The sequence below is a fragment of the Novosphingobium kaempferiae genome (assembly GCF_021227995.1).
GTDB lineage: Bacteria > Pseudomonadota > Alphaproteobacteria > Sphingomonadales > Sphingomonadaceae > Novosphingobium > Novosphingobium kaempferiae.
In genome coordinates this window covers 1,225,712-1,252,307 of the sequence record NZ_CP089301.1, presented here as the reverse complement: position 1 = coordinate 1,252,307, position 26,596 = coordinate 1,225,712, and the positions used below count along the sequence as shown (strand labels likewise).

Sequence of the window (26,596 nt, the reverse complement as noted above, 5' to 3'; positions counted from 1 at the left end):
TGGCTGAAACGCTGGATTGCCGAGGGCTTGGGAAGCTGCTGCTCTACCATTGAGCTACACCCGCAAACCGGGCCGGAGCCGCAGCATGCGCTGTCCGGCAGTGCCGGAGCGACGGGCCTAGTGCCACGGCGACGGGCGCGTCGTCAACGTCTCTCTTGCACGTCACTGCGGGTCTGACCACGCGGGCGCGCGTTTCTCGAACAGGGCCTTGCCACCTTCGCGCACGTCGGGGCCGGTGAACATCGCGCGCACTTCGGGCAGCGCGAACATCTCGCGGTTGGAGGCCTCCATTCCGAGGTCGTGGTAGGCCTTGATGATCGCCTTGGTGGCGATGATCGAAGCGGGGGAGCAGGCGGCGATCTCGTCCGCCCAGCGCCGGGCGCAGTCCATCAGGTCGGCATCGGGGACGACTTCGGCGACGAGGCCCCAGTCCTGCGCCTGTGCGGCGGAAATGCGCCGCGCGGTCAGCAGCATGGCGTGGGCGCGCTTGGGGCCGAACTCCTGCACGATGCGCTGGATGCCGCCGCCGAGCGCGGCGAGACCCACCTTGGGTTCCGGCAGGCCGAAGCTGGCGCTTTCTGCCGCCACGATAACATCACAGGCGAGCGCCGCCTCGAACCCGCCGCCGAGCGCGAAGCCGTTGACCGCCGCGATCACCGGCTTGCGGCGGGCGAAGCGCCAGGTGAGGCCGGCGAAGCCCGTCTCCGGCACCGGCATCCCCTTGAAGGCGCGCGGATCGTCGTTGTTCGAGGGCGTGCGCAGGTCTGCTCCGGCGGAGAAGGCCTTGTCGCCCGCGCCGGTCAGGATCGCGACCCAGAGCGCCGGGTCGGCCTCGAAGCGGTCGAACACGTCTCCCAGTTCGAAGTTCGCCTCGCCGTGGAGGGTGTTGCGCAGGTCCGGGCGGTCGATGGTGACGGTCATGACGCGGCCCTCGACCGCGACCTTGCAGAACTTCGTGTCCATGGCTGTTCTCATCCTCTCGCGCCACGGTTGCAGGCGGCGGCTTCGCGGTCCACCGTGGCGCAATGAGACAGGCATCGACCATACTTTCCATCGACACACCGGGCCGCGGCTTCACCGATATCACGCGCGCGATGGCGGAGTGGCTGGCGGGCGTGGGCATCGAGGAGGGCCTGGTGACCCTGCTCTGCCGCCACACTTCGGCCTCGCTGCTGATCCAGGAAAACGCCGCGCGGGAGGTGCGGGTGGACCTTGCGAACTGGCTGGATCGGCTGGCTCCCGAGGGTGGGCACTACGTTCATGACGACGAGGGGCCGGACGATATGCCCGCCCATCTCAAGACCGTGCTGACCGGCGTGAACCTGCAAATTCCGGTGATCGACGGGCAGATGGCGCTCGGCACCTGGCAGGGGATCTATCTGGCCGAGCACCGCAAGCGGCCGCACCGACGCGAAATCGCGGTGCATGTGATGGGTGACTGAACGGCACCTAGACGTGCCAGAGCGTCCTTGAGGGCGCCCTCAACGCGACGGAACGATGCCGCAAAGGGGCGGTTTGCCTTGCCAAGACATCGTCTTGTCACAATAAGGGCCCATGCAGGAAAATCGCATTGCGCCCCCCGCCCGAATCCAGCGCAACCTCCTCGCCATCGGTGAGCGTCGCCTTCTCAACTGGCTCTGCGCGCGCATGCCCGCCTGGGTGAAGCCCGACCTGCTGACCGCGCTCGGCATGGCGGGCGCGGTGCTGATCTTCGCCGGTTACGCCACCAGCCTGCTCGACGAGGACTGGCTGTGGCTGTGTATCCCCGGCTACCTGCTGCACTGGTTCGGCGATTCGATGGACGGCAGCCTCGCCCGTTTCCGTCATATCGAGCGGCCGCGTTACGGCTACTTCCTCGACCATAGCTGCGACGGGATCGCGACGTTCCTGATCCTGCTCGGCATCGGGGTGAGCCCCTATGTGCGGCTGGAAGTCTCGCTGATCGCGCTCGTCGGTTATCTGCTGCTGTGCATCCACGCCTTCCTGGCGGTGCGCGTGCTGGGCGAGATGCGGCTGTCCTACCTCAACGCCGGGCCGACCGAGCTGCGCCTGATCCTCATCACCCTGACGTTCGCGATGCTGGTGCTGGGCGACAAGCAGCGCGACATGGAGGCGATGACCGGGTTCGACTGGTTCGTCGGCAGCGTCGGCGTGGTGCTGATCGGCCTGTTCGTGGTGCAGACCGCGCGCTCGGTGCGCAGGCTGGCAGGAATCGAACCGGCCAAGTAACGGCGCAAAAGGCGCGGAGACATTCCGCGCCGCCAGCCCATATCGGCTGGCGCAATGGTCGACACATGATCGACAACGATAAATCTCCTTGCCCTTCGTCGATGCTGCATTAAGCATTCCAGCGGGGTATTTTCGGGGGAATTTATCGTGCGTTACAGGATGTTTGTCGCTGCCGTCATGGTGGCTGCCTTGCCGTGTCAGGAACTGCTGGCCCAGGGCATGATGATGGTTCCCGTCGGGGGCGGCGAGACCAGGCCGGTGCCGCAGGATCCGGCGGTCGATCCGAAGGACAGCCCCGAAGAGATCGCGCGGGACTCTGCACGCGATCTCAACGGCAGCCGTTTCTACAACAAGCCGGGCGCCACCCGCGCCGACTATGACGCCGCGTGGCAGGACTGCCGCCTGATCGCGCGCGGATCGCGCACGCCATCTGGCATGGTGCCGTACTATTACAATCCTGCGGTGGTCTCGCCGCTTGCAGCAGGCGTCGGCGCGGGTCTCGGCGGACTGCTGGCCGGAGCGATTATCGAAGGCGAGCAGCGTCGCGCCAATCGCCGCAATTGCCTGCTGATCCGCGGATGGCGTCAGGTCGAACTGCCAACGCAGGAAGCCGCGCGCGTCACCGCGCTCGGCGAAGCGGATCGCAATGCATACTTCAACACGATCGTCGGTGCCGTCGACGTGCAGGGCGAGGTGACGAGCCGCACCAGCTTCACGCCGCCGCAGGATGCATCCATTCCCCTCGACGCGCCGCTATCTGGCCCGGCGAGCCTGTTCCTCGGGAAGAAGATCGACCCCGCGACGCCCTTCGTGCTGGCGCCCGGCGAGGGTGCGGTGGTCATCGCCTATCGCCGTTCGGCCAAGCCGTTCCAGGGGCACGGCATGGTCCAGTTCGCCCGCTACGACCCGGCCGGTCGGGATCTGGTCTATCAGCCGAAGGACTGGAAGAAGAAGGGCGACAAGACCACCTATCTCCTCAACGCGAGCAGCGCCGACGGCAAGGCGGCCTACGAGGTTCAGGTCGTGCGGCTGACGGCGGGCGACTATGTTCTCGCCACTAGCGGGCTGGGCCGCATTCCGCTCGGCGGGTCGAACTGCTTCGGCGCGCCGACCTTCCATGTCGGTGAAGGCGAGGTCAGCTATCTCGGCGACTTCATGCCCGCCGCCGGTGCCAGGCTGGCCGATGGCAAGAAGTTCTCCGGCCTCGCTTACGCCTCGCACATCGAGGACAGCAGGCAGGCCCTTGCCGCCCGGCAGCCGGATCTGGCGAAGGCGCTGAAGCCCGCGACGATCAGCAACGCGGCGACTTACGCCTGCGCCGGGACGGTCATGGATCGCTGGGATGTTCCGGGTGCGGGTGCCGTCGGACACGATGCTACGACCGCGGCGGCTCCCGGCACGCCGGTCGCTTCGACGCTCTGAGGAATACCGTGCCCACGCGCCGGGGATTGGCCTGAAAGGCAGTCTCCGGCGCTTGCGTCCCGATGCGACGGCCAGCCCGAGGCGGGAAATGGCGGGAATGCCCGGCCTGTCCGGCCGCTGCGGGATCAGCCCTGCTTGGGCAGGTCCGCGAAGGCGGTCAGGAAGGTGTCCGAAGGCTTGGTGGTTTCGGTCGCCAGCGTGCCGGCTTCCGCGCCCGGGGCGTAGATGAAGCCGAAGGTCGGGCTGGCGCGCAGGCCCAGCGACTGGGTGGGGGCGTACCACACGCGAACGCTGCTCCAGTCGCCCTTGGCCGAGACGTCTTCGGCCATGGCCGACTTCTCGATCATGCCGGGGCGCGACCAGTTGGCGTGGTTGAGGACGACGTGACGGTCATCGACGATCTTGCTGACGACGGCGACATGGCCCACCGGCATCGCGCCGGTCGCCTTGAACACCAGCACCGAACCGGTAGCCGGGGTGTTGCCGCGGGCGTAGGAACCTTCGGCCTGACCCCACCAGGTCGCTGCGTTGCCGTGCAGGTCGATGGCCGAATGTTCCCGCGCGTAGGGTGCGCACTGCAGCGGACGGGCCATGGCGGGCTGGGTCACCAGGGCAAGGGCGGTCAGAGCAATCGCGGGAACGAATTTCATGGTTGGGAGTTATAACGCGCAAACCTTGCTGCGATAGCGAAGGGGCCGGGCAGCCACCGTCCCTCCCGCACGGTTCGTCGCACCGTTCACCGCTCATCCACAGCGACGAAGCGTTGGCTTTAACGGGTTGGCCGGAAAGGCGAATCGTTGGGCTGTGTTGTGACCCTTCGACAAGCTCAGGGTGAGCGGAGGTAGTGCGAGAACCTCTCAAACCCGCTCAGGCTGAGCTTGTCGAAGCCCCCGGACCATCAACCAACGCCGTCATTGCGAGCGCAGCGAAGCAATCCAGCGTCGTGGGCCGACCGTGGATTGCTTCACTACGCTCGCAATGACGACAAGTGAGGAGCGCTGGGGCCGATCCCCGGCCAGCCTTATCCGACCGCCAGCGCCAGCTTCGCCGCTTCCTCGCGCACGACGCGGGGCTGGTCGGGCCAGATGCCGCGGGTGTCGTAGACCAGCTTGCTCGCGCGCTCGGCCAGGGGCACGACACGGAACACGTCGTGGTCCACCAGCACGATGAGGATGTCGCACTGCTCCAGTGCCTCGTCGACGTCGATCTGCTGCGCGCCGGTGTCGGTGAATTCGATGGGCAGTTCCGCCGCATAAGGCTCGACGATGTGGATGCGGCTGCCGAACTTGCGGGCGAGGCGGCTGGCGACGAAACGCGCGGGGCTCTCGCGGAAGTCGTCGATGTTGGCCTTGAACGCGAGGCCGAGGCAGGCGATCTTCGCGTCCGGATGCGCTTCCACCAGCGCCTCGGCCTTGGCGATGACGTGGTGCATCTTGCCGTCGTTGACGCCGCGCGCGGTGCGGATCAGCGGGGTTTCCTCGGGCGCACCATGGACGATGAACCACGGGTCCACCGCGATGCAGTGGCCGCCGACGCCGGGGCCGGGCGAGAGGATGTTGACGCGCGGGTGCCGGTTGGCGAGGCGGATCACCTCCCACACGTCGAGGCCCATGCGGTCGGACACGATCGACAGTTCGTTGGCGAAGGCGATGTTGACGTCGCGGTAGGCGTTCTCGACCAGCTTGGTCATCTCGGCCGAGCGGGCGTCGGTGGTGACGCATTCGCCGCGCACGAAGCGCTTGTAGAACGCCAGCGCCTTGCGGGCGCAGCGCGGGGTGATGCCGCCGATCGAGCGGTCGTTGTTGGTCAGTTCCTCAAGGATGCGGCCGGGCAGCACGCGCTCGGGGCAGTAGGCGATCGAGATGTCGGGCGTCTCGCGGGTGAGGCCGGGGATCTTCAGGTCCGGGCGCATCTCGGCGATCATGTCGCGCAGCTGCTCGGTGGTGCCGACCGGAGAGGTGGATTCGAGGATCACCACGTCGCCCGCCTTCAGCACCGGCGCGATGGTGCGCCCGGCGGCGAGGACGTAGGAGATGTCGGGTGCGTGATCCTTGTCGAACGGCGTGGGGACCGCGATCACGAAGACGTCTGCGGGCGCGACCTCCAGCGAGGCCGACAGCAGCCCGCGCGAGACGACGCCCTGCACCAGACCGTCGAGGTCGACTTCCTCGATATGGATCTCGCCGCGATTGATGGTGTCCACGACCTTCTGCGACACGTCGAGGCCGAGCACCCTGCTGCCCGAACGGGCGATCACGGCGGCGGTGGGAAGTCCGATGTAGCCGAGGCCGACGACGCAGACGGCGGGCTTATTGTCCGATTTCATTCGCAAGCAGCTCCACGATTCGGCGCGAAGTCTGCCCGTCTCCGAAAGGATTGTGGGCGCGCGCCATGGCCTCGTAGGCATCCTTATCGTCGAGCAGGGTTGATAATTCGGTAACGATGCGAAGCGCGTCGGTTCCGACCAGCTTCGCGGTGCCCGCCTCGACACCCTCGGGACGCTCGGTGGTCTCGCGCATGACCAGCACCGGCTTGCCGAGCGCCGGGGCTTCCTCCTGCACGCCGCCCGAATCGGTGAGCATGATCTCGCTGATCGACAGCAGGCGGGCAAAGTGCGGATAGTCCAGCGGCTCGATCAGGGCGACATTGTCGAGGCCGGAGAGGCGCTCGTTCATCACCTTGCGCACGTTGGGGTTGAGGTGGACGGGGAAGATCACGGCGGTGTCGGGGCGCGATGCGGCCTCGCGGATGGCCTGCGCGATCTGCTCCATGCCCTCGCCGAAGTTCTCGCGCCGGTGGCTGGTGACGCCGATGATGCGCTTGCCCGCGAACCGCGTTTCCAGATCGGCGAGGCCCGAGGCGAGGGCGGGGTTGCGCTCGATCTCGGCCGTGACCCAGTGCAGCGCGTCGATCACGGTGTTGCCGGTGACGTGGACGCGGGTGGGATCGACGTTCTCGTTGATGAGCGCGGCGGCGGAAGTGGCGGTGGGCGCGAAGTGCAGCGATGCCATGGCGCCGATGATCTTGCGGTTCACCTCCTCCGGCCAGGGGTGATAGATGTTGTAGCTGCGCAGCCCCGCCTCGACGTGATCGACCGGGATCTTGCGGTAATAGGCCGCGAGCGCGCCCGACATGGCGGTGGCGGTGTCGCCCTGCACGATCACGCGGTCGGGCTTGACCGCGTCCATCACCTTGCCGAGCCCGGTGAGCAGGTTCGCCGTCAGCGCATCGAGCGTCTGGTCGGCCTGCATGACGTCGAGGTCATGGTCGGGCACGATCCCGGCGATCTCCAGCACCTGATCGAGCATCTGCCGGTGCTGCGCCGAGACGCAGACCACGCATTCGAAGCGCGGATCGGCCTTGAGCGCGTGGACGACGGGGAAGAGCTTGATGGCTTCCGGGCGGGTGCCGAAGACGACGAGAATGCGTGCGGTCATGCGGTGGTGGATAGCAGCGGTGTATTAAGCTTCGAATAAAGCTCAACCCGCCAGCGTATAGTGCCCGTCGATGCTCGTGCCGGTGGTGCAGTAATCGACCTCGTGCGGCGCATGGCCCGCCTCGGCATAGGACAGCGCGAAGGCGTCCTTGCCTGCCGGGGTCATGACCAGCGTCGGCAGGCCCTCTTCCAGCGAGGCGACGGTCCATGTCTGCTTGTCGTCGTCGCGGGTCATGACGCCGTCGAGGGTGCAGGACGGGCGGCCCTTGAAGGACAGCGCGACGACCAGCATCGCCTTGCCGTCGATCAGTGGGACGATCCGCACGGTGCCGGTATAGCCTGCCTCCTCCCGCGCGAAATGGCCGTTGGGGAAGGGCAGGAAGGGAATGCGCGACGGCTTGCCCTCGGCGAAGTCGAGGCGGGTCTGGCGGCGGCGCAGGCCGGTCTCGATGCACTTTTCGTTCGGGCAATGCGCTGCGCGGGTGCGGGCCTGCTCGACCGCCGCCTTGTAGACTTCGGCATGGACCGGGACGTCGAGCGTCTTCTTCAGCCAGTCGAGCTGTGCGTCCTCGCGCGTCGCCAGCGCGGCGGAGCGGGCCTTCGCTTCGGCGCTCGGCTCTATTTTCGGAGCGGGCGATTGCGTATCAGGCGCCTTCTCGCAGGCGGAAAGGCCAAGGAGCGGCGCGGCGAGAGTGGCCAGCAGGCGGGCGAAGCGGCGGTGGGCCAGGCAGCGGGAAACGGTCGTCACGCCGCGAAGTCTATCGCCGCCCCTCACGCGGGGCAATCGCCAAGGCCGGGGCGTCACGAACGGCGCGGCTTCGTGGACAAACGGCCCGTCGCCCTTGCCCGTCCGCGCGGCTTGGGCAACACCTGCGCCCATGTCTATCCTCAGCGACAAGTGGATCCGCCAGCAGGCCCTCGAACACGGCATGATCGAGCCGTTCGTGGAGGCGCAGCGGCGTGACGGGTGCATCTCCTACGGGCTGTCGTCCTACGGCTACGACGCCCGCGTCGCGCCCGAGTTCAAGATCTTCACCAACGTCGATTCGGCGGTGGTCGATCCCAAGGACTTCGCGGCCAATTCCTTCGTCGATCGCACCACCGACGTCTGCGTGATCCCGCCCAACTCCTTCGCGCTGGCCCGCACCGTCGAATACTTCCGCGTGCCCCGTGACGTGCTGGTGATCTGCCTGGGCAAGAGCACCTACGCGCGCTGCGGCATCATCGTGAACGTCACCCCGCTGGAGCCGGGCTGGGAAGGCCACGTCACGCTGGAATTCTCCAACACCACGCCGCTCCCCGCCAAGATCTACGCGAACGAGGGCGCGTGCCAGTTCCTGTTCCTCAAGGGCAATGAGCCGTGCGAGGTCAGCTATGCGGATCGCGCGGGCAAGTACATGGGCCAGAAGGGCGTCACGCTGCCGCGTTTGTGAGCACGTCGTCCCGGGCTCGCCCCGGGACCGCTGGCCGTGAACAGCCCACCCGTCGGCGTGGCCCCTTCTAAAGCTCGCCCCACGGGAACAAACCCCGCGCCAGCCCGCTTTTCCCGGCACCATAACAAGGCCGGGAGACATGCCGTGTCGAAGATCGCCGCCATCATCGGGCGCATCCTGATCGCCCTCATCTTCATATTCTCCGGGGCGGGCAAGCTCGCCGACATTTCCGCGACCGAGACGATGATCGTCGCCGCTGGGCTGCCCTCCGGCCTCGCCATCCCGACCGGGCTGTTCGAACTGCTGGCGGGCCTGTGCCTTGCCGGCGGGTTCATGGTGCGGCTGGTGGCGGTGCTGTTGGCGGGCTTCACCGCGATGACGATCCTGTTCTTCCACGGCCAGATCGGCGACCCGATGCAGCGGATCATGGCGCTCAAGAACCTCGCGATCATCGGCGGCCTCGCACTCGCCTTCGCGCATAGCCAGATGTGGAGCCACTACTACGCCATCGCCCGCGAACGGCGTGGCGAGATCGCCGCGCGCAACGCCGACGAGCGTGTGCGCGACGCCGAACTGCGCGCCGCCCGCGCCGAAGCCCGTGCCGAGGCGCTGGCGCAGGGTCAGACGGCGGTGGTCCACGAACCGCGCACCGTCGTTACCGACGTCAACCATGACGGCATCCCCGAAGTCCGCCGCACCGGTTGGCGCAATCGCCGCTGGTTCGACTGGTAAGCCGGCCTTCCCAAAAGGGAACTTGATCTCCCGCCGATGCGCGCTGACCATGCGTTCAAAACGGCGGGAGAGCGCATGTCCGACACGACCTTGGAAGAACGGCTCGCCGCGCTGGAGACGCGCCTGCGGGCGGCCGAGGACCAGCTTGAGATCCAGAACCTGCTGATGAGCTACGGCCCGCTCGTCGACAGCGCCACGGCCGAACCGGCGGCGGCGCTGTGGGTGGAGGGCGGCGGCTATTCCTTCACGCTCCCCGACGGCGGCACGAAGCGGCTGGAGGCGCCCGGTGGAATCGCGGAGATGTACGGCTGGCCCGGCCATCTCGACCTCGTCAACACCGGCTGCGCGCACCTGACCGCGCCGCCCCGCATCTCCGTGCATGGCGATACGGCAGAGGCGGTCGGCTATTCGGTGGTGGTGCTGCGCGAGGGGGAGCGCTGGTTCCTCTGGCGCGCGGCGGTGAACCACTGGACGCTCGCCCGCACCGCGCAGGGCTGGCGCATCGTCGAGCGCCTTAATCGCGCGCTCGACGGCAGCGCGGACAGCCACGCGATCATGCGCAAGGTCATGGCGCCGTGAGCCGCGCGGAAGGGCGCTTCGCGGGCAAGGTGGCGATCGTCACCGGGGCATCGACCGGGCTCGGTCCCGTCATGGCGCGGATGCTGGCCGAGGAAGGCGCGCGGCTGGTGCTGGCGGCGAGACGGCTCGAACTCGTCGAGGCGGCGGCGCGGGACATCGGCGGCGAGGTGATCGCGGTGCGCGCCGACGTCACCGACGAGGCGGATGTCGCCGCCATGGTCGATGCGGCGATGACGGGCTGGGGGCAGGTCGACGTCATGATGAACAACGCGGCGGTGCCCGGCACCGACCGGTTCATCTGGGAGCAGACGGTCGACAACTTCCTCGACACCTACAAGGTCGACTGCATGGCGGCGATGCTCTGCGCGCGCGAGGTGCTCAACCGCTCGATGATGGAGCGGCGGACCGGGGCGATCGTCAACTTCTCGTCCAGCGCGGGGTGGGACGGGATGCCGCGCAAGAGCCACTATTCCGCCGCCAAGGGCGCATTGCGCATCCTGACCAAGACGATCGCGCGCGAGGTGGGCGAATACGGCATCCGCTGCAATTGCGTGGTTCCCGGCGCCATCGGCACCGACCTCATGCTCGGCTACATGAAGCGCATCGCCGCCGAGCAGGGCCGCACGGTGGAGGAGATCGAGGCGGGCATCGTCGCGCCGCTGCCGCTCAAGACCTTCTCCACGCCCGAGGACGTGGCGCGTCTCGCCCTCTTCCTCGCCTCGGACGATGCGCGCACGATCACCGGGCAGTCGGTGAACGTCGACGCCGGGCTGGTGATGTCGTGACCCTCGACGATCTGCTCGCGCGCGAGGCGATCCGCGATCTCATGGCGCGCTACACGATGGCGGGCGACCGGCTGCGCATCGACGACTTCGTGGCCTGCTGCACCGACGACGCGGTGATCGAAAGCGAGCGCGTGTCGCCCGACCGCCTATTCCGCCACGAAGGCCGCGCGGCGATCCGTGCCTGGCAGGAGCGCTGGCTGTCCGGCGGCAGCGGCACGCATGGGGCGACCTTCGTGCGCCATCACCTGTCCACCTCCGCCGTGACGCTGCACGACGCCGACCGCGCGGAGGCGCGCACCTACTGGACGGCATGGACCGACATCGGCCCGGACCATGCGGGCTACTACCTCGACGCCTTGCGCAAGGTGGACGGCGCCTGGCTGATCGCCCACCGCCGCATCCGGCTGGACTGGGAGGCGCCGGGCAGCCTGTTCCGCTCGGCGGTGGCGAACTCGGCGGGCTAGGCGCCTCCCTCTCGTCATTGCGAGCCCCGCAGGGGCGCGGCAATCCCGCGGCGCATCCGGCCAGGGATTGCTTCGCTGCGCTCGCAATGACGAAGAAAATCAGTGCAGCGGCCAGAAGTGCATGATGAGCGGCGTCCCCAGCACCAGCACCAGCAACGACAACGGCGCGCCCAGCCTTGCATAGTCGCCGAAGCGATAGCCGCCGGGGCCCATGACCAGCGTGTTGCACTGGTGCCCGATCGGGGTCAGGAAGTCGCACCCCGCGCCGATCGCGGTCGCCATCAGGAAGGCGTCGGGCCGATAGCCGAGGTCGCCCGCGAAGACGGCGGATATTGGCGCCATGACCAGCACCGTCGCCGCATTGTTGAGGAACGGGGTCACCGCCATCGATGCCGCCAGCACCAGCGCCACCGCGCCCCACGGCGGCATGTCGCGGGCGAGCGCGGCAAGGCTCGTCGCGAGCACTTCGGAGGCGCCGGTGGACTGCAGCGTGCCGCTCACCGGGATCAGCGCGCCCAGCATGATGAGGATCGGCCATTCGACCGCCTCGTAGGCGTCGTCCACCGGCAGCGCGCCGGTCATCACCACCAGCCCCGCGCCCGCGAAGAAGGCGGCGGCCACGGGCACCAGCCCGGTCGCGGTCGCCAGCATCGCGGCGGCGAGGATGCCCACCGCCAGCCAGCCCTTGCGCGTCGCCCCCAGCGCGATCTGGCGCGAGGCGAGCGGCAGTACGCCCAGCTGGCGCAGCCGCCCCGGCATGGCGGAAAGCGAGCCTTGCAACACGATCACGTCGCCCGGCTGCATCAGGATCGCGGCGGGCTTGGCGCGCAGGCTCTCCCCCTCGCGCGAGATGGCGACGAGGCGCAGGCCCATCCGCTCGCGCAACATCAGGCGGCTGGCGGAACTGCCTGCAAGGGCCGAGCGCGCGGTGACGACGCCCTCGATCACGCCCACGTCGTCGCGGGCGCGGGCGTTGTGTTCCTCGATCTCGTCGTCCTCGTCATGCCCGCTCGGGTCGAGCTGTCCGGCGGCGACGGCGCGTTCCAGCGCGTCCGGCTCGCCGGCAAGGATCAACACGTCGTCCTCCACCAGCACGAGGTCGGGGCGGACCTCGCCCGACAGGCCGTGGCGCAGGACCGCCGTCACCTCCACTTCGCCATCGTGCTCCCTGAGGAACGCGGCGACGGTGCTGCCGACCGCCGGAGATGCGCTGCGCACCCGCGCCTCGATGGTATAGTCGGCGATGTCGAGCGCCTCTCCCATCGTCGCCGCCGCGCGCCGGTCGGCGGGGAGCAGGCGGTAGCACAGGCGCAGGAAGACGAGGCCGATCACCAGCAGGCCGAGGCCGGTCGGCAGGTAGTCGAACATCCCGAACGGCTCGCCCACCATCTGCTCGCGCACGCGACTGACGATGATGTTGGGCGACGTGCCGACGAGCGTGGTCAGCCCGCCGAGCAGCGCCGCGAAGCTCATCGGCATCAGGAAGCGCGAGGGGTTGGTGCCGCTGCGCCGCGCCAGTTGCCCGGCGGCGGGCATCAGCATCGCCAGCGCGCCGATGTTCTTGATGAGCCCGGACGCGACGCCGACCGATGCGGTGAGCACCAGCAGTTGCGATCCCATACCCTTCAGCCACTGCCCGGCCCAGGCGACCGCCTTCTCGATCAGCCCGGAGCGCTGCACGGCGGCGGAAAGCACCAGCGCCGAGCCGACGATGATGACGATGTCGTCCGAAAAGCCGAGGAACGCCTGCTCCGGGCTCACCAGCCCCAGCGCCATGCCTGCAAGCAGCGCGATCACCGCCGTCACGTCGTAGCGGAACCGACCCCAGATGAAGAGGGCCATCATGGCGCAGAGCAGCGCGATCGACAGGTACTGCTGGAACGTCATCGCGCCTCGGGAAAGCCTTGGGACATCGACAGGAAATGCATCGCAACGCCCATGGTGCCCGCTCGCCCATTGACGGCGGCGGATTGAAGCGGCAATAGCGCCGCCTGCGCACTGCGCGGGCGGTTAGCTCAGTTGGTAGAGCATCTCGTTTACACCGAGAGGGTCGGGGGTTCGAGCCCCTCACCGCCCACCATTCGTCGCTGATTTCAGCAACTTCGTCGACATTTTTTCAGATTTGTGCGGGCGCATTCGACGGGAATCGCGCGGCGGCGTCGTTGTGCCGCCGGACATGGGCAAACACGACGACAGCGATAGGCAGGACGAGCGCTGGGTGCGCTTCGGCAGGTTCCGGTATTCCGGCAGCCGTGGGCTGCTGTTCGATGAACAGGGCATGGTCTCGCTCGGCGGACCGGAGACCGTGCTCCTCGCCACTTTGCTGGAAACGCCGGGACGCCTCGTCACCAAGGAAGAGCTTGGCCGCCGCATGTGGCCCGACCGCGTCGTCGCCGACTGCAACCTGCGCTGGCAGGTGTCCTCGCTGCGCCGGCGGCTGGGCTGTGCGTCGGGGGCTCGGCACATCGTCGCGGTATCCGGGCGTGGCTATCGCTTCGTCAGCGCGATGGCCTTCGACGCCGAACCGGTGGGGGATGCGGCCGAGCTGCCGCAACTGCTGGGGCGCGAGCGGGAACTGGCACAGATCGTGTCCCTGCTGGAGCAGGGCGGCGCGGCCAGCCTGTGCGGCCCTGCGGGTATCGGCAAGTCGGTGATCGCGGCGGCTGCGGCGCGGGCGCTGCGGCCGCGGTATGCGGACGGCGTGACTCATGTCGCGCTGGCGGGCTGTGGCGCCCCGGCGGACCACGTTGCGGCGGCGCTCGGGCTGGAGCGGCGGGAAATGCTGGAGGATCGGCTGCGCGATCGTCGCCAGCTGCTGGTCCTCGACGATTGCGATGCGGCGCTTCCCGAAGTTTCGGCGCTGGTGGCGCGGCTGCAGGCGACATGCCCCGGCGTGGGCGTTCTCGTGACGTCCCGGGCGGCGCTCGCGATCCGCTCCGTGACCGTCGGCTTCCTTGACGAGACGGCAGCGCTGGAGTTGTTCGAAACGCACTCCGGGGACGGCATTCGCAGCGGTGACCTGGGTGTCGCCGCGCTCTGCGCAAGGCTGGACGGCTATCCGCTGGCCCTTGCCCTCGCCGCGTCACAGGCGCAGCGGATCGGTATCGCGGGGCTGGCGGGACTGCTCGACGACGGTTTCATGCTGGAGATGGAGGCCGAGCCCGGCGGCGATCCGCGTCACCGCACGCTGGCCATCGCGCTGGACGGCCAGTACCGCGCGCTTGCGGCGGGCGAACAGCGCCTGCTGCGGCGGCTTTCGCTGCTGCGCGGCGCGTTCGGCCTCGCGACCGTGCGCGCGCTGCTGCCCCAGGGTGAGGCGGGCGTCGGTGCGGTCCTGGCGCGGCTGGTCGCCGCCGGTCTGGTGATGCCGCATGAGGGTGAGGAAACCTTCCGTCTCCCCGCCCCGATCCGCGCCTTTGCCTTGCAGCGGCTGGCCGAGGAGGAGCGCGAGACCGGGCCGGACGGGCCCGGCGCGCGCCACGCCGAACTCGTCTGCATCGCGCTCGCGGGGCGGACGCGGCTGCCGATGGACCTTCTCGCCAACGCGGAGGCGGCGCTGGACTGGGCCTTCGCAAGCGACGACCGGGCGGAACTGGCATTGCGGCTGGTGCTCGGCGCGTCGCGGCTCTGGCTTGGGCAGGGGCATCAGGCGCGGGCGCTGCACTGGCTGCGCCGGGCGCGGGACATCGCGCAGGACGCGCCCTCCCATGTGCGCGTGCCGCTTCACGGCGAACTGGCGCGGGCGCTGGTGGCGGAGGAAGGGCGCGGACCCGAACTGCGCGGGGCGGCGCGCGTGCTGATCGACGCTGCCGGTGGGCGGGGCATCACCCCGCGTCTCTACGGGCTCTGGGCGCAGTGGATGGACGAGGTCAACACGGGCCGGGTCCATCCCGCGCTCGCGACGGCCGGGCGCTACGCCCAGATCGCGGCGCGAACCGGCGACGGCGACCTTGCCGCCGTGGGCGACCGGCTGCGCGGCATCGCCCTGCACCTGACCGGCGACCAGCGCGCAGCGGCCGAACATCTCGACCGCACGCTGGCGATCTTCGCCTGGCCCGAGCGCGACCTGCTCAACCTGCCGTATCACTTCGACCAGCGCGTGGTGGTGCTGAGTTTCCGCGCGCGCGTCGCGCTGCTCTCGGGCGATTCGCAGCAGGCCCTGCGCATGGCCGAGGCCGCTGTGGCCGAAGGCGACGGCATGGGCCATCTGCCCAGTGCGCTCTTCGCGCTGGTGACCGGCCAGTTGCCGGTCGCGCTCCTGCTCGAACGGCTTCAACTGGCGGAGCGGGTGGTCGCCCGGCTGGAGGCGCACGGCGCGGAAGGCGGCGTATGGCGAAGGATCGCACGGGCAGCCTCCGGCTGGCTCGCGGCGGTGCGCGGGGCCTCGGGACCGGGGGCGCTGGAAGCGACGCTGGCCGATATCGCACAGGCACCGCTTGGCGCGGTGGCTCCGCTGGCGGTCTGCGCGCTTGCCGAAGCGGCGGGGCGTCTCGGCCGTCTGGATGAGGCGCTGGCGATGACGCGCACCGGCTTCGTCGGGGCGGCGGCGCCCAACTGGTATCTGCCCGAACTGCTGCGCGTGCGGGCCGACCTGCTGGCGAGGGCCGGAGAGACAGGCCAGGCGCGCGCGGAAATCGCCGCGGCGACCGCGCAGGCACAGGCGCAGGGCGCGGGATTCTGGAGTGAACGGATCGCACTGACGCGCGGCATGCACCGGCTGGATGCGCAGGCCAGGCTGACATCCTGCTGATTGTTCTCGGGCTTCACGGGCGCGTTGTCGGCGCCCACACAAGATCCCACAATCTCACACTGGCCTCGACGTCCAATACGTAGGCTTCTGTGCACCGGCAGTTAACGGGACATGCTGGCGTACGGCGGGCGGGGGCGCTCCGCCGATACCTCGGTCTATCCCGTATGTCCGCGGAAATCCGTGTCTCTCGTGATCCGATGCGCGCCATCTAGCGGCATTTCATGTCGGTTTGGTGGCGCCCAGCGGGATGATCGGCTTGGTCTAGGGGAATAATCCGGTGTCTTCACACGTTCGTCATGCTTCTCACGGTCGCGTCCGTCGCACGCTGCGCCTCGGCGCTGGCGCGGCAGCGCTTGCTTCGTCGCTGCTGCTCGCTCCCGGTGGCGCCCTCGCCAAGGATCGATGTTCCGGGTTGGCCGGAGCAGGCTGCACTCTGACCGCGCCCGTTCTGGCGCCCGCGACCCCCGCTGCCGCCGAACCGCTGCCGCAGGATCTGACCCTGCGCGTGTCGCCGGTGCAGGCGGCAGTCGTCGCACCCCGCAGCGGAGGCATCATGGTGGCGTCGGCAGGCAGTGCCGCGCTCGCGCCGGTGAAGGCGGCCAATGTGATCGACCCGACCGTGGCGGCCGTCCCCGGCTGGCCGGACAGCGACGTGGTGGTCGATGAAGGCACCGTCGTGAAGACGGGCGACAACACGCCCGGCATCGGCACCGTCACCAACGGCACGACCACGATCAAGGCCGGTTCGATCAGCACCGACGGCTCCGTTTCGGCAGGCGTCCATGCCGAAGGTTCGGGCCAGATCACCATCGATGTCGGCACCGTGGAGACCGTCGGCTGGCGCTCTGACGGCATCTTCGCGACCACCAACGTCGGCGGCTCCACCGGCGGTATCGCCATCACCGCCGGCAGCGTGAACACGACGGGCGACTTGTCCAACGGCATCACCGCCACCGCCTATCGCGGCGATGTCACCATCGACGTCGGCCAGGTCAAGACGACCGGCTATGGCGCGGGCGGCATCTATGCCAACGGCGGGCAGGGCAACACCACGGTCAAGGCCGGGACGGTAGAGACGTCCGGCGAAAGCGCGCGCGGTATCGTCGCCTATTCGAACGGCGCCACCAAGGTCGTCGTCGACAGCGTCAGCACCGTCGGCGGCGGCGCTTTCCAGGATGCCAACGCGGGTGCGATCATCGCCATGGGCACCTCGGTCGAGGTGCAGGCGGGCAGCGTCAGCACGCAGGGCGACTATTCGGACGGCATCTACGCTACCTCGAACTTCGCCTACGACAACGGGCAGGCCTCGCACGATATCTCGGTGACCGCCGGATCCGTATCGACGGCGGGCAACCATGCGGCTGGCGTCGTCGCGATCAACGTCTACGGCGACAACCACATCGACGTCGGCACCGTGAAGACCACCGGCGACTTCGCGCCGGGCATCTATGCCGTCTCGGTCTATGGCGGCAGCACCAATATCAAGGCGGGCGAAGTCTCGACGGCCGGCTACGCGTCGCATGGCGTCTACGGCAAGGCCATCTTCGGCGGCGATGTCTCCATCGACGTGGGCAAGGTGACGACTGCGGGAGACTTCTCGCCGGCGGTCTACGGCCTCGCCTACTATGGCGACATCACGATCAAGGCGGGCGAAGTCAGCACGTCGGGCATGCAGTCCGGCGGCATCATCGGCAATGCGGCGTTCGGCGGCCATGTCGGCATCCAGGCCGGGCAGGTGACCACCACCGGCGATTACTCCGCCGGTGTGCAGGCGATCAGCGGCCAATATCCGGCGCCAAGCGCCGGGCGGGGCATCGACATCGATATTCAGGACGGCGTGACCACAAGTGGCCGCGGCAGCCACGGAATCGTCGCCTACTCGTACCATGGCGACATCAATATCGCCTCGAAGGGAGACGTCGTCGCTTCCGGCTTCGGCGCGATGGGCATCAACGCCATATCCTACATGGGCGACATCGCCATCAACGCGGGCAAGGTCGAAACCGCAGGCACGCTCGGCATCGGTATCGCCGTCCTCGCGATCGGCGGCGACGTATCGATCCATGCCGACAAGATCGTTACCTCGGGTGACTACGCAACCGGCGTCTCCATATTCGCGCCGCGGTCTGACGCGACCGTCACGGTGGGCGACATCTCCACGGACGGCCTGCAATCCTTTGGCGTGAGCATGGGGGGCGAGAACGCCAGCCTGCACGCAGCGAACATCCTCACCGGCGGTGACGACTCGATAGGTGCGAACGTGCAGGCGTACCTCGGAGATGGGAGCCTGACGGTCGACGGCAGCGTGGTGACCAAGGGCACCGGCTCGACCGCGCTGAACATCCGCGCCGCATACGATGCGACGGTCAACGCAGGCAGCATCCATACTTACGGCGACAAATCCCGAGGCATCGTCGCCACGAGCGTATACGGCGACGTGATCGTCAACGTCGGCGACATCACCACGCAGGGCGCGCTGGCGAGCGGCATCGTCGCGACCACGCTGGGCGAAACCGGCGGCGTGACCATCAACGGCACCGGCACGATCCACGTCTCGGGCTATGCCGCCAACGGTATCGACGTCATCAGCGATGCTGGGCCGATCAAGATCAACAACCCCGGCACCATCCAGGTCGATGGCGATTACGGGGCCGGCATCTATGCGAGAGTGCTGAACGGCGGTGGCGCGATCGACATCGACGCCGGGGATCTCGTCCTCAACGGTTACCGCAGTTCAGGCGTGGTCGCACTCGGTCTTGGCGACGTGAACGTCGATGTCGGCAATATTTCCGGCAAGGGCGGCGCTGTCCTTGGCCTTGTCGCGATCTCCAACGGCGGCGGCGCGGTCAATGTGAAGGCTGGAGACATAAACATCGTCGGAACCGCGATCTAGGTTGGAACTGACGGCAACGTCACTATCGACGTGGGAGACATCGAAAACTCTAGCGGATCCAGCAGGTCGATTCGCGTCGAGAGCAAGGGCGATGTGGTCATCGACGCAGGATCCGTGACGAGCCGAGGCACCTTCGATGCAAAGGCCATCGATGTCATGACTGAAGGTGCAGTCGTAGTCAGGGCCGAGAACGTGCTGACGAGCGGTTACAATGCCAATGCCATCGATGTGCGCGGAGCAACCGCGGACATACATGTCACCGGTGACGTCGTGACTGGGTTGGACCAGTCGCTCGGCATTCATGTGCGTTCAAACTCCGGCCAGGCCAACGTCAAGGTCGATGGGACCATCTTCACAAACGGCATCGGCAGCAAAGGCCTTTACGCTGTCGGTTCCGAAAATGTGTTTCTGTCGGTCAACGAGGTCATAACGAAACGCGATGGCTCTTACGGGGTCGTCGGAGTGAGCACCGGTGGCGACGTTGAAATCGTTTCCAACACCGTCGCGACAGATGGAGCCAATTCGGTCGGCTTATACGGTGCAGTGCACGATGCTTATGGCACGGGATTCACAGGCGACGTGACAATCGAGGCGGGGAATATCGCCACCCGCGGTGCGAACTCCGTGGGCGCAGCTGGTATAAATACGACCGTGGGCGGCAACGTAACAATCACCGTGAAGGACGTAACGACGCGGCGGGAAAACGCTTTTGGCGTACTGGCCTATTCTGCCTATGGGTCGGGGACTGTCGTGGCCGGGAACATATCGACCCGTGGGCCGGCGGCGAAGGGCATCATGGTCGATGTCAACCAGAAAGCAGACGTGACCGCGAACTCAGTTTCGACGCTCGGTGACGTATCGACCGGCATAACGGCGTGGAGTTTCATGGGATCGAAGGTGTCGGTCGCCAAAGTGGAGACATCGGGCCCCGGTTCCCATGGCGTAGACGGCCTTGCAGGCTTTCAGCAAGACCTGGTTGCGCTGCGCGGCGACGTTGATTTGACCGTAGGAGAGGCAATTACTCACGGTGACTTGTCGATAGGCATTCTCGCCAAATCTGCCTATGGCGATGTGAATGTAGCGGCTGGGTCTATAACGACCAGTGGCGACGACTCGATTGGTCTTTTCGTCCAATCATTTGGTAACATTAAGGCGCGTGACAAGGTTATTAGCGAACTAAATGTCGATTCGGTTTCGACGAAGGGCAAATTCTCCGACGCAGTATACTTTGGTGGAGAGCTCAGTGAACTCAATCTTGTTGCGGGAGATCTTTCAACCAAGGGAGATAACGCGTCCGGCGTAAGGACGTTTACGACTGCAACTAATCAAGATATTGTTGTCGACAATGTCACTACCGACGGTGTTTTAAGCCGGGGCATTTTTGCGCATTCGGTAGCTGGCGACATCAATGTAAAGGTCAATGGCACGATAACGACGTCTGGTCAGGACGCGGTCGGTATTCGTACGAACAGTTCGGTAAGCCATGTGACGATCGAGGCCGGGCATATCGTCACGACCGGAGACAAGGCACAAGGCATATATTCGTTTCTCGTGGGCATCGGCAGTGCCAGAGTCGCGGACATCAAGGTTGAAACGATCACGACCGCCGGTGCTGCCTCCCATGGTATCTACGTCTATAACCTGAACGGCGGTGTCATCGCATACAGTCAGGAGGCGGCCATGGCGGACGCCGGTACTTCCGTTTCGCAAGTACGGCACCTCGATGGCCATGACACTCCAACCATCGGCAAATCGACGATCCCGACAAGGACGGTCAAAGCGGGTTCATTCGTTCCTGGACGCTCGCTGCCAGATATGTTCGACGTGGCAGCGACTGATGGCGCTGGCTTGAACGACATCACCATCGAGGCTGGCAAGATCGAAGTCGGCGGCAAGGGCGCCAACGGCATCTTCGTGCGTGGCAGCGGACGGGTGACCACCAAGATCGGCAGCGTGAAGGCAGCGGACGCCGAGGCGATCAAAATTTCCGCGCTTGCCGAGAACACGCTGGCCATCGCCGGTTCGGTAACTTCCGGCAACAACGATGCGGTGTTCCTGTCGGGCAGCGATGTCAGCATCACCATGGCTGGAGGCAGCAAGGTCGGTGGGCAAAACGGCATCGTCGCACTTGCCAACGGTCCTCAGCCCGATGGCGAAATAGGTATTCCCGTGGAGCCGGGGATCGGCCTTCCGGAAGAGCCGGGTATCGGAATTCCAGGAGGTCCGGAGGAGCCGGGTATTGGCATCGGTATCGGGGGCGTTCCGTCCCGAGGCGCAGTCGCCCCGCTGGACGGACCGGCCGGCGGTACGGTGCGGATCGAAAACGCGGGCACCATTTCCGGCGTTATGAAGGCCATCGACATTGGCGCAGGTACTGCCATCATCAACAACCGGGGCGTCATCGACGGCGCCGTGGTCACCGGCGGCGGCGACGATAGTTTCGTCAATTCGGGCACCTGGATGTTTGCAGCCAGCGGTTCCTACGCCAACGACTTTGGCGCTGGTAACGACACGCTCGTGAACAGCGGCATCGTGCGCCTTGCGACGCCAACGGGCGGCAAGGCCGGGAAGGGCTGGATTTACGGCCTCGACCGTTTCGAGAACTCGGGAACGCTCAGTCTGCAGAACGGCGTGGCCGGCGATATCCTGACGCTCGACGGCAACTATGTTGCTTCCGGCAAGGCGCGGCTGGGTATCGATATCGGCGGCAACGGCAAGGTCGCCGACACGCTGGTGGTCGAAGGTGCGGCGACGGGATCGACCTCGATCTCGCTCACAAGCACAGATGGCTACGGCGCGACGCTGCTGAACGGGCCGCTCAAGATCGTGACCGTGGGCGCAGGTTCGTCGGCGAACGCCTTCACGCTCGAATCCACCGATATCGGCTTCGTGCGCTATGGCCTTACCTATGACGCTGCCAGCCGCAGCTACAGCGTGCTGAGCACCGCAGGCGCGCCGGTCTACCGCTTCGCACGCCTGAACGAAGGTGCGCAGTCGATCTGGCTCAAATCCGCAGAGGCATTTACTACCCACATGCGCACCAGCCGCGATCTCGGCGATCCGGGCAAGCGTATCTGGGGTCAGATGTCGGGCGGCGTGTCCAACCGTGACGAGACCCGCGCGGTGGCAGGCGGCAACGGCTTCGCGGCGGCCAGCTATGACCTCGACTATCGCCAGGACTTCTACGGCGGCGAACTCGGCTTCGACGCGGTACAGGGCGAAGGCGTGACGGCGGGCATCATGGGCGGCTACACAAGCTCGACCCAGCGCTTCAAGGCGAACGGCGACAAGGGCCGCACCGATGCGCTCAACGTGGGCGTCTATGGCGGCGTGACGAAGGGCGTGGTCTTCGCCAACCTGCTGGTGAAGTACGATCACTTCTCGACCCACGTCTCCAGCCAGGAAATGGACTGGAACGACAAGATCGGCGGCCACAGCATCGGCGTGCAGGGTGAAGTGGGTGCGCGATTGGGATCGGCGAAGTTCTTCGTCGAACCGGCAGCAAGCCTTGCCTGGCAGTCCACCTCGCTCGGCGACATCGAAGCGCTCGACCAGAAGATCGCCTTCGACAAGGCCGATGGTCTGCGCGGCCGCATCGGCGCCCGTCTCGGCGGCGTCACCAAGCTCGGCGGCACCGAGCTGACCTTCTACGGCGCGGGCGATTTCGTTCACGAGTTCAAGGGCAAGGACGGCGCCACGCTGCTGAGCGGAGGTCAGAGCGTCTGGGTGCCTGGCGCTCGCATGGACGATTACGGTCAGGCCACGCTGGGCCTCGACATCAAGGGCTCGGGCCCGGTCTCGGGCTTCATCCAGGGCTCCGGCACGTTCGGAAGCAGCTACTCGGGCGTCGATGGACGCGCGGGCATCCGCTTCGCATTCTGATCCCTCTCGGGTCGCAAGGGGGGACGGTGGAGAGTTCGGCACTCTCCACCGTCTTTGCCCGTGTTCTCACGAAAAACGGGCGTTGCAGCGGTTGTGAAAAAATCCGCGAAAAGGCGATTGCACAGCGCGCCTTCCCCATGTAAACGCCGCGCCTGCCCGCAAGGGATGCCGCTTTAGCTCAGTTGGTAGAGCACATCATTCGTAATGATGGGGCCACGTGTTCGAGTCACGTAAGCGGCACCAGGGCACCCCCTTGTCAAGCGTTTTTTCGCTCCAAAAACCCCCAGAAATCAGGCATAATTGGTCATCGGCTTTCCGGTGACGTCCCCCTTTGTCCACCTCCGTCCAGGTGAATTGGGGGCCCCGAATCGGGGGCCTTTACGACACTATCGAGTCGAGGCCCCCAATGCTGACCACGATCCAGATCAACGCCCTGAAAGCGCGCGAAAAACCGTACAAGGTTGCCGACGCAAAGGGGCTCTATATCCTCGTCAACCCGAACGGGTCCTTGCTCTGGCGGGTCAAGTTCCGGTTCCATGGCATCGAGAAGAAGATGGCGCTCGGGCGCTATCCTGATGTCGGCCTGAAGGAGGCGCGTCAGAAACGCGACGAGGCGCGCGAACAGCTTGAAGGTGGCGTTGACCCTCTGGCGGCTCGGATCCAGGCCAAGATCAAGGCCGAAGCTGCGGCACGCACCACATTCCGTGTCGTTACAGACGAATTCATCGAGAAGATGGAAAGGGAAGGCAAGGCCCCCGCCACGCTTAAGAAAATGCGCTGGTTTCGAGACGAACTGCAGCCCACCATTGGTCATCGCCCCATTGCCGAAATATCAGCGCACGAACTCCTCAACGCCCTCAAGCGCTTTGAACGCAAGGAGCACTTTGAATCCGCGATCCGGGCCAGATCGTTCTCCGGCCGCGTGTTTCGCTACGCAGTGGCTACCCTTCGCGCCCAGCACAATCCGGCCGACATTCTACGCGGCGCCCTGATTACACCGAAGGTGAAGCATCACGCGGCATTGCTCGAACCGGCAAAGGTCGGGGAACTCCTACGAGCGATCGACGGGTATGGAGGCAAGATCGAAACGCGTATCGCCTTGCAACTTGCTCCCCACGTCTATCTTCGTCCCGGCGAATTGCGCAAGGCGGAGTGGGGCGAGATAGATTTTGATGCAGCCGTTTGGCGGGTGCCCGCCGAACGTACCAAGATGCGCAAGCCGCACGCCGTTCCGCTCTCGACCCAGGTGGTCACACTGCTTCGAGAACTGCGGGCGATGGGCAACCTTGGCAGCTACCTGTTTCCTGCCAATTCCACCTTTCTCAAGCCAATCTGCGAAAACACATTGAATGTCGCACTGCGCCGCCTCGGCTTCACACGGGATGAGATGACATCCCACGGCTTTCGTTCCATCGCGAGTACATTGCTCAATGAAAGTGGGCTTTGGCACCCCGACGCGATCGAGCGCTCGCTTGCACACCGGGAGCGGGACAGCGTTCGTGCGGCCTATCATCGAGGGGCGCATTGGGAGGAACGGGTCCGCATGGCGCAATGGTGGTCCGATTATCTTTGCAAGCTGCGCGATGGCGCCGAGATCATCCGCCCCAAGTTCGGAACCTGACCCGCCCAGAAACCCGCTCGCTTCCTCTTGCCAATTGGCATCAAAATAGACATATCTTGCCATATGGAGGATCAAATGACGCTGCTGCAAACTATCGACACGGCTCCCGCGCCGTTCCGGCCAGAGCCGATTACGCAGGAAGAAGGTGGTGCGCTCTTCCGTGCAGCACTCAATCTGTTTTCTCGGTGGGGCGTGACGGACGAACAGGCGGCAGTGCTGACTGACATGCCGGTGCGCACCTTTCGTCGCTGGAAGGCTGAAGGGCCAGGACGTATTTCACGTGATGGACTGGCGCGGCTGTCCAACCTTATGGGAATTCACAAGGCGCTGAGGATCATCTTTCAGGAACCTCAGCGTGGTTATGACTGGGTCAAGGCTACCAACGCCGCCTTTGACGGAGCCAGCGCGCTGCAGGTGATGCTCGGCGGCGAACTCACGGATATCATGCGGGTTCGGCGTTATCTCGACGCGGAGCGCGGCGGCTGGTGACAAGGGAGGGAATGCCCCCGGTCAGCAAGGTCGAGTGGGCGGGGGCGGTCAGGATCATTCGCAGCGTCTTTCCTCCGATAGACCTCTTCGAAGACATCGCGGATCCTGCGGATTGGCCTCTTCTTCTCTCGGCCGAGCAGAAGACAAACCCGCGTATCATGGCAACGATCGGTAACATCGACCTTGTTCCGCCCGAGCGTAGGGTCGGCGGACCCGGGGCTTCCTATCTCATGGCGTCGTTCACCCATGTCAGCACGGACCGGCCGAGCCGGTTCTCGGCCGGGCATTATGGCGTACTCTACGTCGCACGCAGTTATGAAACGGCCGTGTTCGAGACGATCCACCATCACGCACGCTTCATGGCCAAGACCTCTGAGCCAGCGGGATGGACGTCGCAATTTCGAGAGATCATCCTGGCAATCCGCGCCGATCTCCATGACTTGCGAGGTGAAACTTCAAGTGCTGCCTTGGATCCGAACGATTACTCTGCAGCCCAGCAACTAGCGACCAACCTTCGAAGCGCCGGTTCGGATGGAATTGCCTATCCCAGCGTCCGGCATCCTGGCGGTGAATGCGTAGCGCTATTCCACCCTGACTGCGCCTCGCACCCCCTTCAAGGGCGCCATCTTGATTACCACTGGGACGGCCAGAGAGTTGATCTTGTCCGGGACGCCGGCAAGGGCACTGTGTTCCGGGTCATCGATGCTTCGTGAGGAAAGAGCTTGTCGGACGAACGTCGCAGTGACTGAGCGCCATGAGAAGATGATCGCGGAATTGAACGGTCATCCTGACTTCAAGGTGCTGCGAAAGCTCCGCCCGGTGGCTGCCTTTCATGAAGCCGATCCTGGGACGGGCAGCCGTATCGGTGTGGCGATTGATGTGGAAACAACGGGGCTAGATCGCGAGGTCGATCGCATCATCGAACTTGCCGTCCAGCGGTTTCGATTCGACGGGCGCGGGCGTGTTATTCAGGTGGGTCTTCCGCGAGTGTGGCGCGAGGATCCTGGCATTCCACTAGACCCGAAGATCACCAAGCTTACCGGCCTGACCGATAGCGACCTAGCGGGACAAGCGATCGATGAGGCGGCGGCGGTGGACATTCTTTCATCGGCCGACATCATTGTCGCACACAATGCCGCATTTGACCGGCCCTTCGTCGACCGCCGGCTCCCGGCAGTCGCCGGCCAGCCTTGGGCGTGCTCAATGGCCGAACTGGACTGGCTGGAATTGGGCTTCGATGGCCGGGCGCTCGCCCATCTCGTTTCGCAATGCGGTTGGTTCTACGAGGGCCACCGGGCGGAGAATGATATTCTCGCCTTGATCTACCTTCTTTCCCATGCCGCACCCGATGGTGAAACGATCCTCTCCCACCTTGTCACATGTTCGCAGAAGATGACCTATCAGGTGAATGCCATCGATGCGCCATTTGACGCCAAGGATCGCCTGAAGTCGCGTGGCTATCGCTGGAACGCCGAAATGCGGTTCTGGTGGAGAGCCGTTTCCGAAGAAGAAAGCGAGCCAGAACGCACTTGGCTTATGGGCGAAGTCTATGCGGGCTACGGTGAGCCGGCATTCATCCCGATCAGCGCACGTGAACGGCACCGCTAATCCGTGGCGACAACGTAAGCGTCAGAATGTGGGATAATCCTGCCGTCCGCAGGGGCCTCGCCGAACGGCGGGTTCAGCCGAGATCTGCCATTTGCGAGTGTCCCAAAATGATCGAGTTTCGGAACTGCCGTTGCCCAAAGGCAGCACCGGAGTGACCGCTCGTGCCCCTCCTGACGCATATATAGCAAGCCCAATCGGATAACTAGCATCTGCAGCGGTGGGCCTGCCTAGGTTCTCCGACCGACTAAGCGTAATTCTGTGCTCGTCCTACGT

21 protein-coding genes and 2 tRNA genes are annotated in these 26,596 nt (G+C 65.9%); 17 read left to right on the top strand and 6 right to left on the bottom strand.

Translation table 11 applies throughout. From position 1 onward, the window contains the following. Window positions 1-162: 162 nt before the first annotated feature. Window positions 163-963, bottom strand: coding sequence for an enoyl-CoA hydratase-related protein (locus tag LO787_RS05760; protein ID WP_232494893.1), 801 nt, complete (start codon window positions 961-963; stop codon window positions 163-165). A 62-nt stretch (window positions 964-1,025) separates the two neighbouring features. On the opposite strand from LO787_RS05760, the gene LO787_RS05755 reads away from it, so the two are divergent. From LO787_RS05755 to LO787_RS05745, 3 genes are all read left to right on the top strand, one after another. Next, a complete protein-coding gene (locus LO787_RS05755) occupies window positions 1,026-1,442 on the top strand; it encodes a secondary thiamine-phosphate synthase enzyme YjbQ (protein ID WP_232494892.1) in 417 nt (138 codons plus the stop codon). A gap of 112 nt (window positions 1,443-1,554) precedes the next feature. Beyond that, window positions 1,555-2,229 carry a CDP-alcohol phosphatidyltransferase family protein gene (locus LO787_RS05750; protein WP_232494891.1) on the top strand — a complete coding sequence of 225 codons (675 nt, stop codon included), beginning with the start codon at window positions 1,555-1,557 and terminating at the stop codon, window positions 2,227-2,229. A 147-nt stretch (window positions 2,230-2,376) separates the two neighbouring features. Further along, the gene (locus tag LO787_RS05745; protein WP_232494890.1) at window positions 2,377-3,651 is read left to right on the top strand and encodes a hypothetical protein; all 1,275 of its coding nucleotides are present in this window, start codon (window positions 2,377-2,379) and stop codon (window positions 3,649-3,651) included. A gap of 125 nt (window positions 3,652-3,776) precedes the next feature. Here LO787_RS05745 and LO787_RS05740 read toward each other — a convergent pair whose 3' ends face one another. From LO787_RS05740 to LO787_RS05725, 4 genes are all read right to left on the bottom strand, one after another. After that, on the bottom strand, window positions 3,777-4,301 hold the full coding sequence (locus LO787_RS05740; protein WP_232494889.1) for a CHAP domain-containing protein: 525 nt from the start codon (window positions 4,299-4,301) through the stop codon (window positions 3,777-3,779). 371 nt (window positions 4,302-4,672) lie between these two features. After that, entirely contained in the window at window positions 4,673-5,977 is a 1,305-nt protein-coding gene (gene wecC, locus LO787_RS05735; RefSeq protein WP_232494888.1) for a UDP-N-acetyl-D-mannosamine dehydrogenase, read from the bottom strand. Next, entirely contained in the window at window positions 5,961-7,088 is a 1,128-nt protein-coding gene (gene wecB / locus LO787_RS05730; RefSeq protein ID WP_232494887.1) for a non-hydrolyzing UDP-N-acetylglucosamine 2-epimerase, read from the bottom strand. Before wecB ends, wecC begins: the two co-directional genes overlap by 17 nt. A 42-nt stretch (window positions 7,089-7,130) precedes the next feature. Beyond that, complete coding sequence (locus tag LO787_RS05725) at window positions 7,131-7,835, bottom strand: hypothetical protein (protein ID WP_232494886.1); 705 nt, start codon at window positions 7,833-7,835, stop codon at window positions 7,131-7,133. A gap of 130 nt (window positions 7,836-7,965) precedes the next feature. On the opposite strand from LO787_RS05725, the gene dcd reads away from it, so the two are divergent. The 5 genes from dcd to LO787_RS05700 all read left to right on the top strand — a co-directional run bounded on the left by dcd (window position 7,966) and on the right by LO787_RS05700 (window position 11,080). Beyond that, window positions 7,966-8,520 (top strand): dCTP deaminase, encoded by a 555-nt coding sequence (dcd, locus tag LO787_RS05720; protein WP_232494885.1) that lies wholly within the window; start codon window positions 7,966-7,968, stop codon window positions 8,518-8,520. Between the two features lie 144 nt (window positions 8,521-8,664). Beyond that, on the top strand, window positions 8,665-9,252 hold the full coding sequence (locus LO787_RS05715; protein WP_232494884.1) for a DoxX family protein: 588 nt from the start codon (window positions 8,665-8,667) through the stop codon (window positions 9,250-9,252). A 75-nt stretch (window positions 9,253-9,327) separates the two neighbouring features. Continuing rightward, window positions 9,328-9,831, top strand: a complete 504-nt coding sequence (locus LO787_RS05710) for a nuclear transport factor 2 family protein (protein WP_232494883.1) — start codon at window positions 9,328-9,330, stop codon at window positions 9,829-9,831. After that, entirely contained in the window at window positions 9,828-10,616 is a 789-nt protein-coding gene (locus tag LO787_RS05705; protein ID WP_232494882.1) for an SDR family NAD(P)-dependent oxidoreductase, read from the top strand. The genes LO787_RS05710 and LO787_RS05705 overlap by 4 nt, the downstream gene beginning before the upstream one ends. Then, entirely contained in the window at window positions 10,613-11,080 is a 468-nt protein-coding gene (locus LO787_RS05700; protein WP_232494881.1) for a nuclear transport factor 2 family protein, read from the top strand. Before LO787_RS05705 ends, LO787_RS05700 begins: the two co-directional genes overlap by 4 nt. A 99-nt stretch (window positions 11,081-11,179) precedes the next feature. On the opposite strand, the gene LO787_RS05695 is transcribed toward LO787_RS05700, so the two are convergent. Further along, window positions 11,180-12,967, bottom strand: a complete 1,788-nt coding sequence (locus tag LO787_RS05695; RefSeq protein WP_232494880.1) for an SLC13 family permease — start codon at window positions 12,965-12,967, stop codon at window positions 11,180-11,182. 117 nt (window positions 12,968-13,084) lie between these two features. Between LO787_RS05695 and LO787_RS05690 the strand changes: the two genes are divergently transcribed. The 9 genes from LO787_RS05690 to LO787_RS05650 all read left to right on the top strand — a co-directional run bounded on the left by LO787_RS05690 (window position 13,085) and on the right by LO787_RS05650 (window position 26,323). Next, a tRNA-Val gene (locus LO787_RS05690) sits at window positions 13,085-13,160 on the top strand. Between the two features lie 96 nt (window positions 13,161-13,256). Beyond that, window positions 13,257-15,830: an ATP-binding protein gene (locus LO787_RS05685; RefSeq protein ID WP_232494879.1), complete on the top strand. Its 2,574-nt coding sequence runs from the start codon at window positions 13,257-13,259 to the stop codon at window positions 15,828-15,830. A gap of 277 nt (window positions 15,831-16,107) precedes the next feature. Further along, window positions 16,108-18,723, top strand: coding sequence for a beta strand repeat-containing protein (locus LO787_RS05680; protein ID WP_232494878.1), 2,616 nt, complete (start codon window positions 16,108-16,110; stop codon window positions 18,721-18,723). Window positions 18,724-18,753: 30 nt separating this feature from the next. After that, window positions 18,754-22,605, top strand: coding sequence for an autotransporter outer membrane beta-barrel domain-containing protein (locus tag LO787_RS05675; RefSeq protein ID WP_232494877.1), 3,852 nt, complete (start codon window positions 18,754-18,756; stop codon window positions 22,603-22,605). A 167-nt stretch (window positions 22,606-22,772) separates the two neighbouring features. Next, a tRNA-Thr gene (locus LO787_RS05670) sits at window positions 22,773-22,848 on the top strand. Between the two features lie 163 nt (window positions 22,849-23,011). After that, a complete protein-coding gene (locus tag LO787_RS05665) occupies window positions 23,012-24,226 on the top strand; it encodes a tyrosine-type recombinase/integrase (RefSeq protein ID WP_232494876.1) in 1,215 nt (404 codons plus the stop codon). Between the two features lie 75 nt (window positions 24,227-24,301). Then, a complete protein-coding gene (locus tag LO787_RS05660; protein WP_232494875.1) occupies window positions 24,302-24,715 on the top strand; it encodes an MbcA/ParS/Xre antitoxin family protein in 414 nt (137 codons plus the stop codon). Between the two features lie 11 nt (window positions 24,716-24,726). Further along, window positions 24,727-25,428, top strand: coding sequence for an RES family NAD+ phosphorylase (locus LO787_RS05655; protein WP_232494874.1), 702 nt, complete (start codon window positions 24,727-24,729; stop codon window positions 25,426-25,428). Window positions 25,429-25,456: 28 nt separating this feature from the next. Beyond that, window positions 25,457-26,323 (top strand): 3'-5' exonuclease, encoded by an 867-nt coding sequence (locus LO787_RS05650; protein ID WP_232494873.1) that lies wholly within the window; start codon window positions 25,457-25,459, stop codon window positions 26,321-26,323. Window positions 26,324-26,596 lie beyond the last annotated feature (273 nt).

What these genes read in the sequence shown, in the direction of transcription:
- wecB (WP_232494887.1), bottom strand. Translation starts at nt 7,088, where the DNA reads ATGACCGCACGCATTCTCGTCGTCTTCGGCACCCGCCCGGAAGCCATC.
- LO787_RS05695 (WP_232494880.1), bottom strand. Translation starts at nt 12,967, where the DNA reads ATGACGTTCCAGCAGTACCTGTCGATCGCGCTGCTCTGCGCCATGATG.
- LO787_RS05750 (WP_232494891.1), top strand. Translation starts at nt 1,555, where the DNA reads ATGCAGGAAAATCGCATTGCGCCCCCCGCCCGAATCCAGCGCAACCTC.
- dcd (WP_232494885.1), top strand. Translation starts at nt 7,966, where the DNA reads ATGTCTATCCTCAGCGACAAGTGGATCCGCCAGCAGGCCCTCGAACAC.
- wecC (WP_232494888.1), bottom strand. Translation starts at nt 5,977, where the DNA reads ATGAAATCGGACAATAAGCCCGCCGTCTGCGTCGTCGGCCTCGGCTAC.
- LO787_RS05760 (WP_232494893.1), bottom strand. Translation starts at nt 963, where the DNA reads ATGGACACGAAGTTCTGCAAGGTCGCGGTCGAGGGCCGCGTCATGACC.
- LO787_RS05685 (WP_232494879.1), top strand. Translation starts at nt 13,257, where the DNA reads ATGGGCAAACACGACGACAGCGATAGGCAGGACGAGCGCTGGGTGCGC.
- LO787_RS05660 (WP_232494875.1), top strand. Translation starts at nt 24,302, where the DNA reads ATGACGCTGCTGCAAACTATCGACACGGCTCCCGCGCCGTTCCGGCCA.
- LO787_RS05755 (WP_232494892.1), top strand. Translation starts at nt 1,026, where the DNA reads ATGAGACAGGCATCGACCATACTTTCCATCGACACACCGGGCCGCGGC.
- LO787_RS05655 (WP_232494874.1), top strand. Translation starts at nt 24,727, where the DNA reads ATGCCCCCGGTCAGCAAGGTCGAGTGGGCGGGGGCGGTCAGGATCATT.
- LO787_RS05740 (WP_232494889.1), bottom strand. Translation starts at nt 4,301, where the DNA reads ATGAAATTCGTTCCCGCGATTGCTCTGACCGCCCTTGCCCTGGTGACC.
- LO787_RS05665 (WP_232494876.1), top strand. Translation starts at nt 23,012, where the DNA reads ATGCTGACCACGATCCAGATCAACGCCCTGAAAGCGCGCGAAAAACCG.
- LO787_RS05710 (WP_232494883.1), top strand. Translation starts at nt 9,328, where the DNA reads ATGTCCGACACGACCTTGGAAGAACGGCTCGCCGCGCTGGAGACGCGC.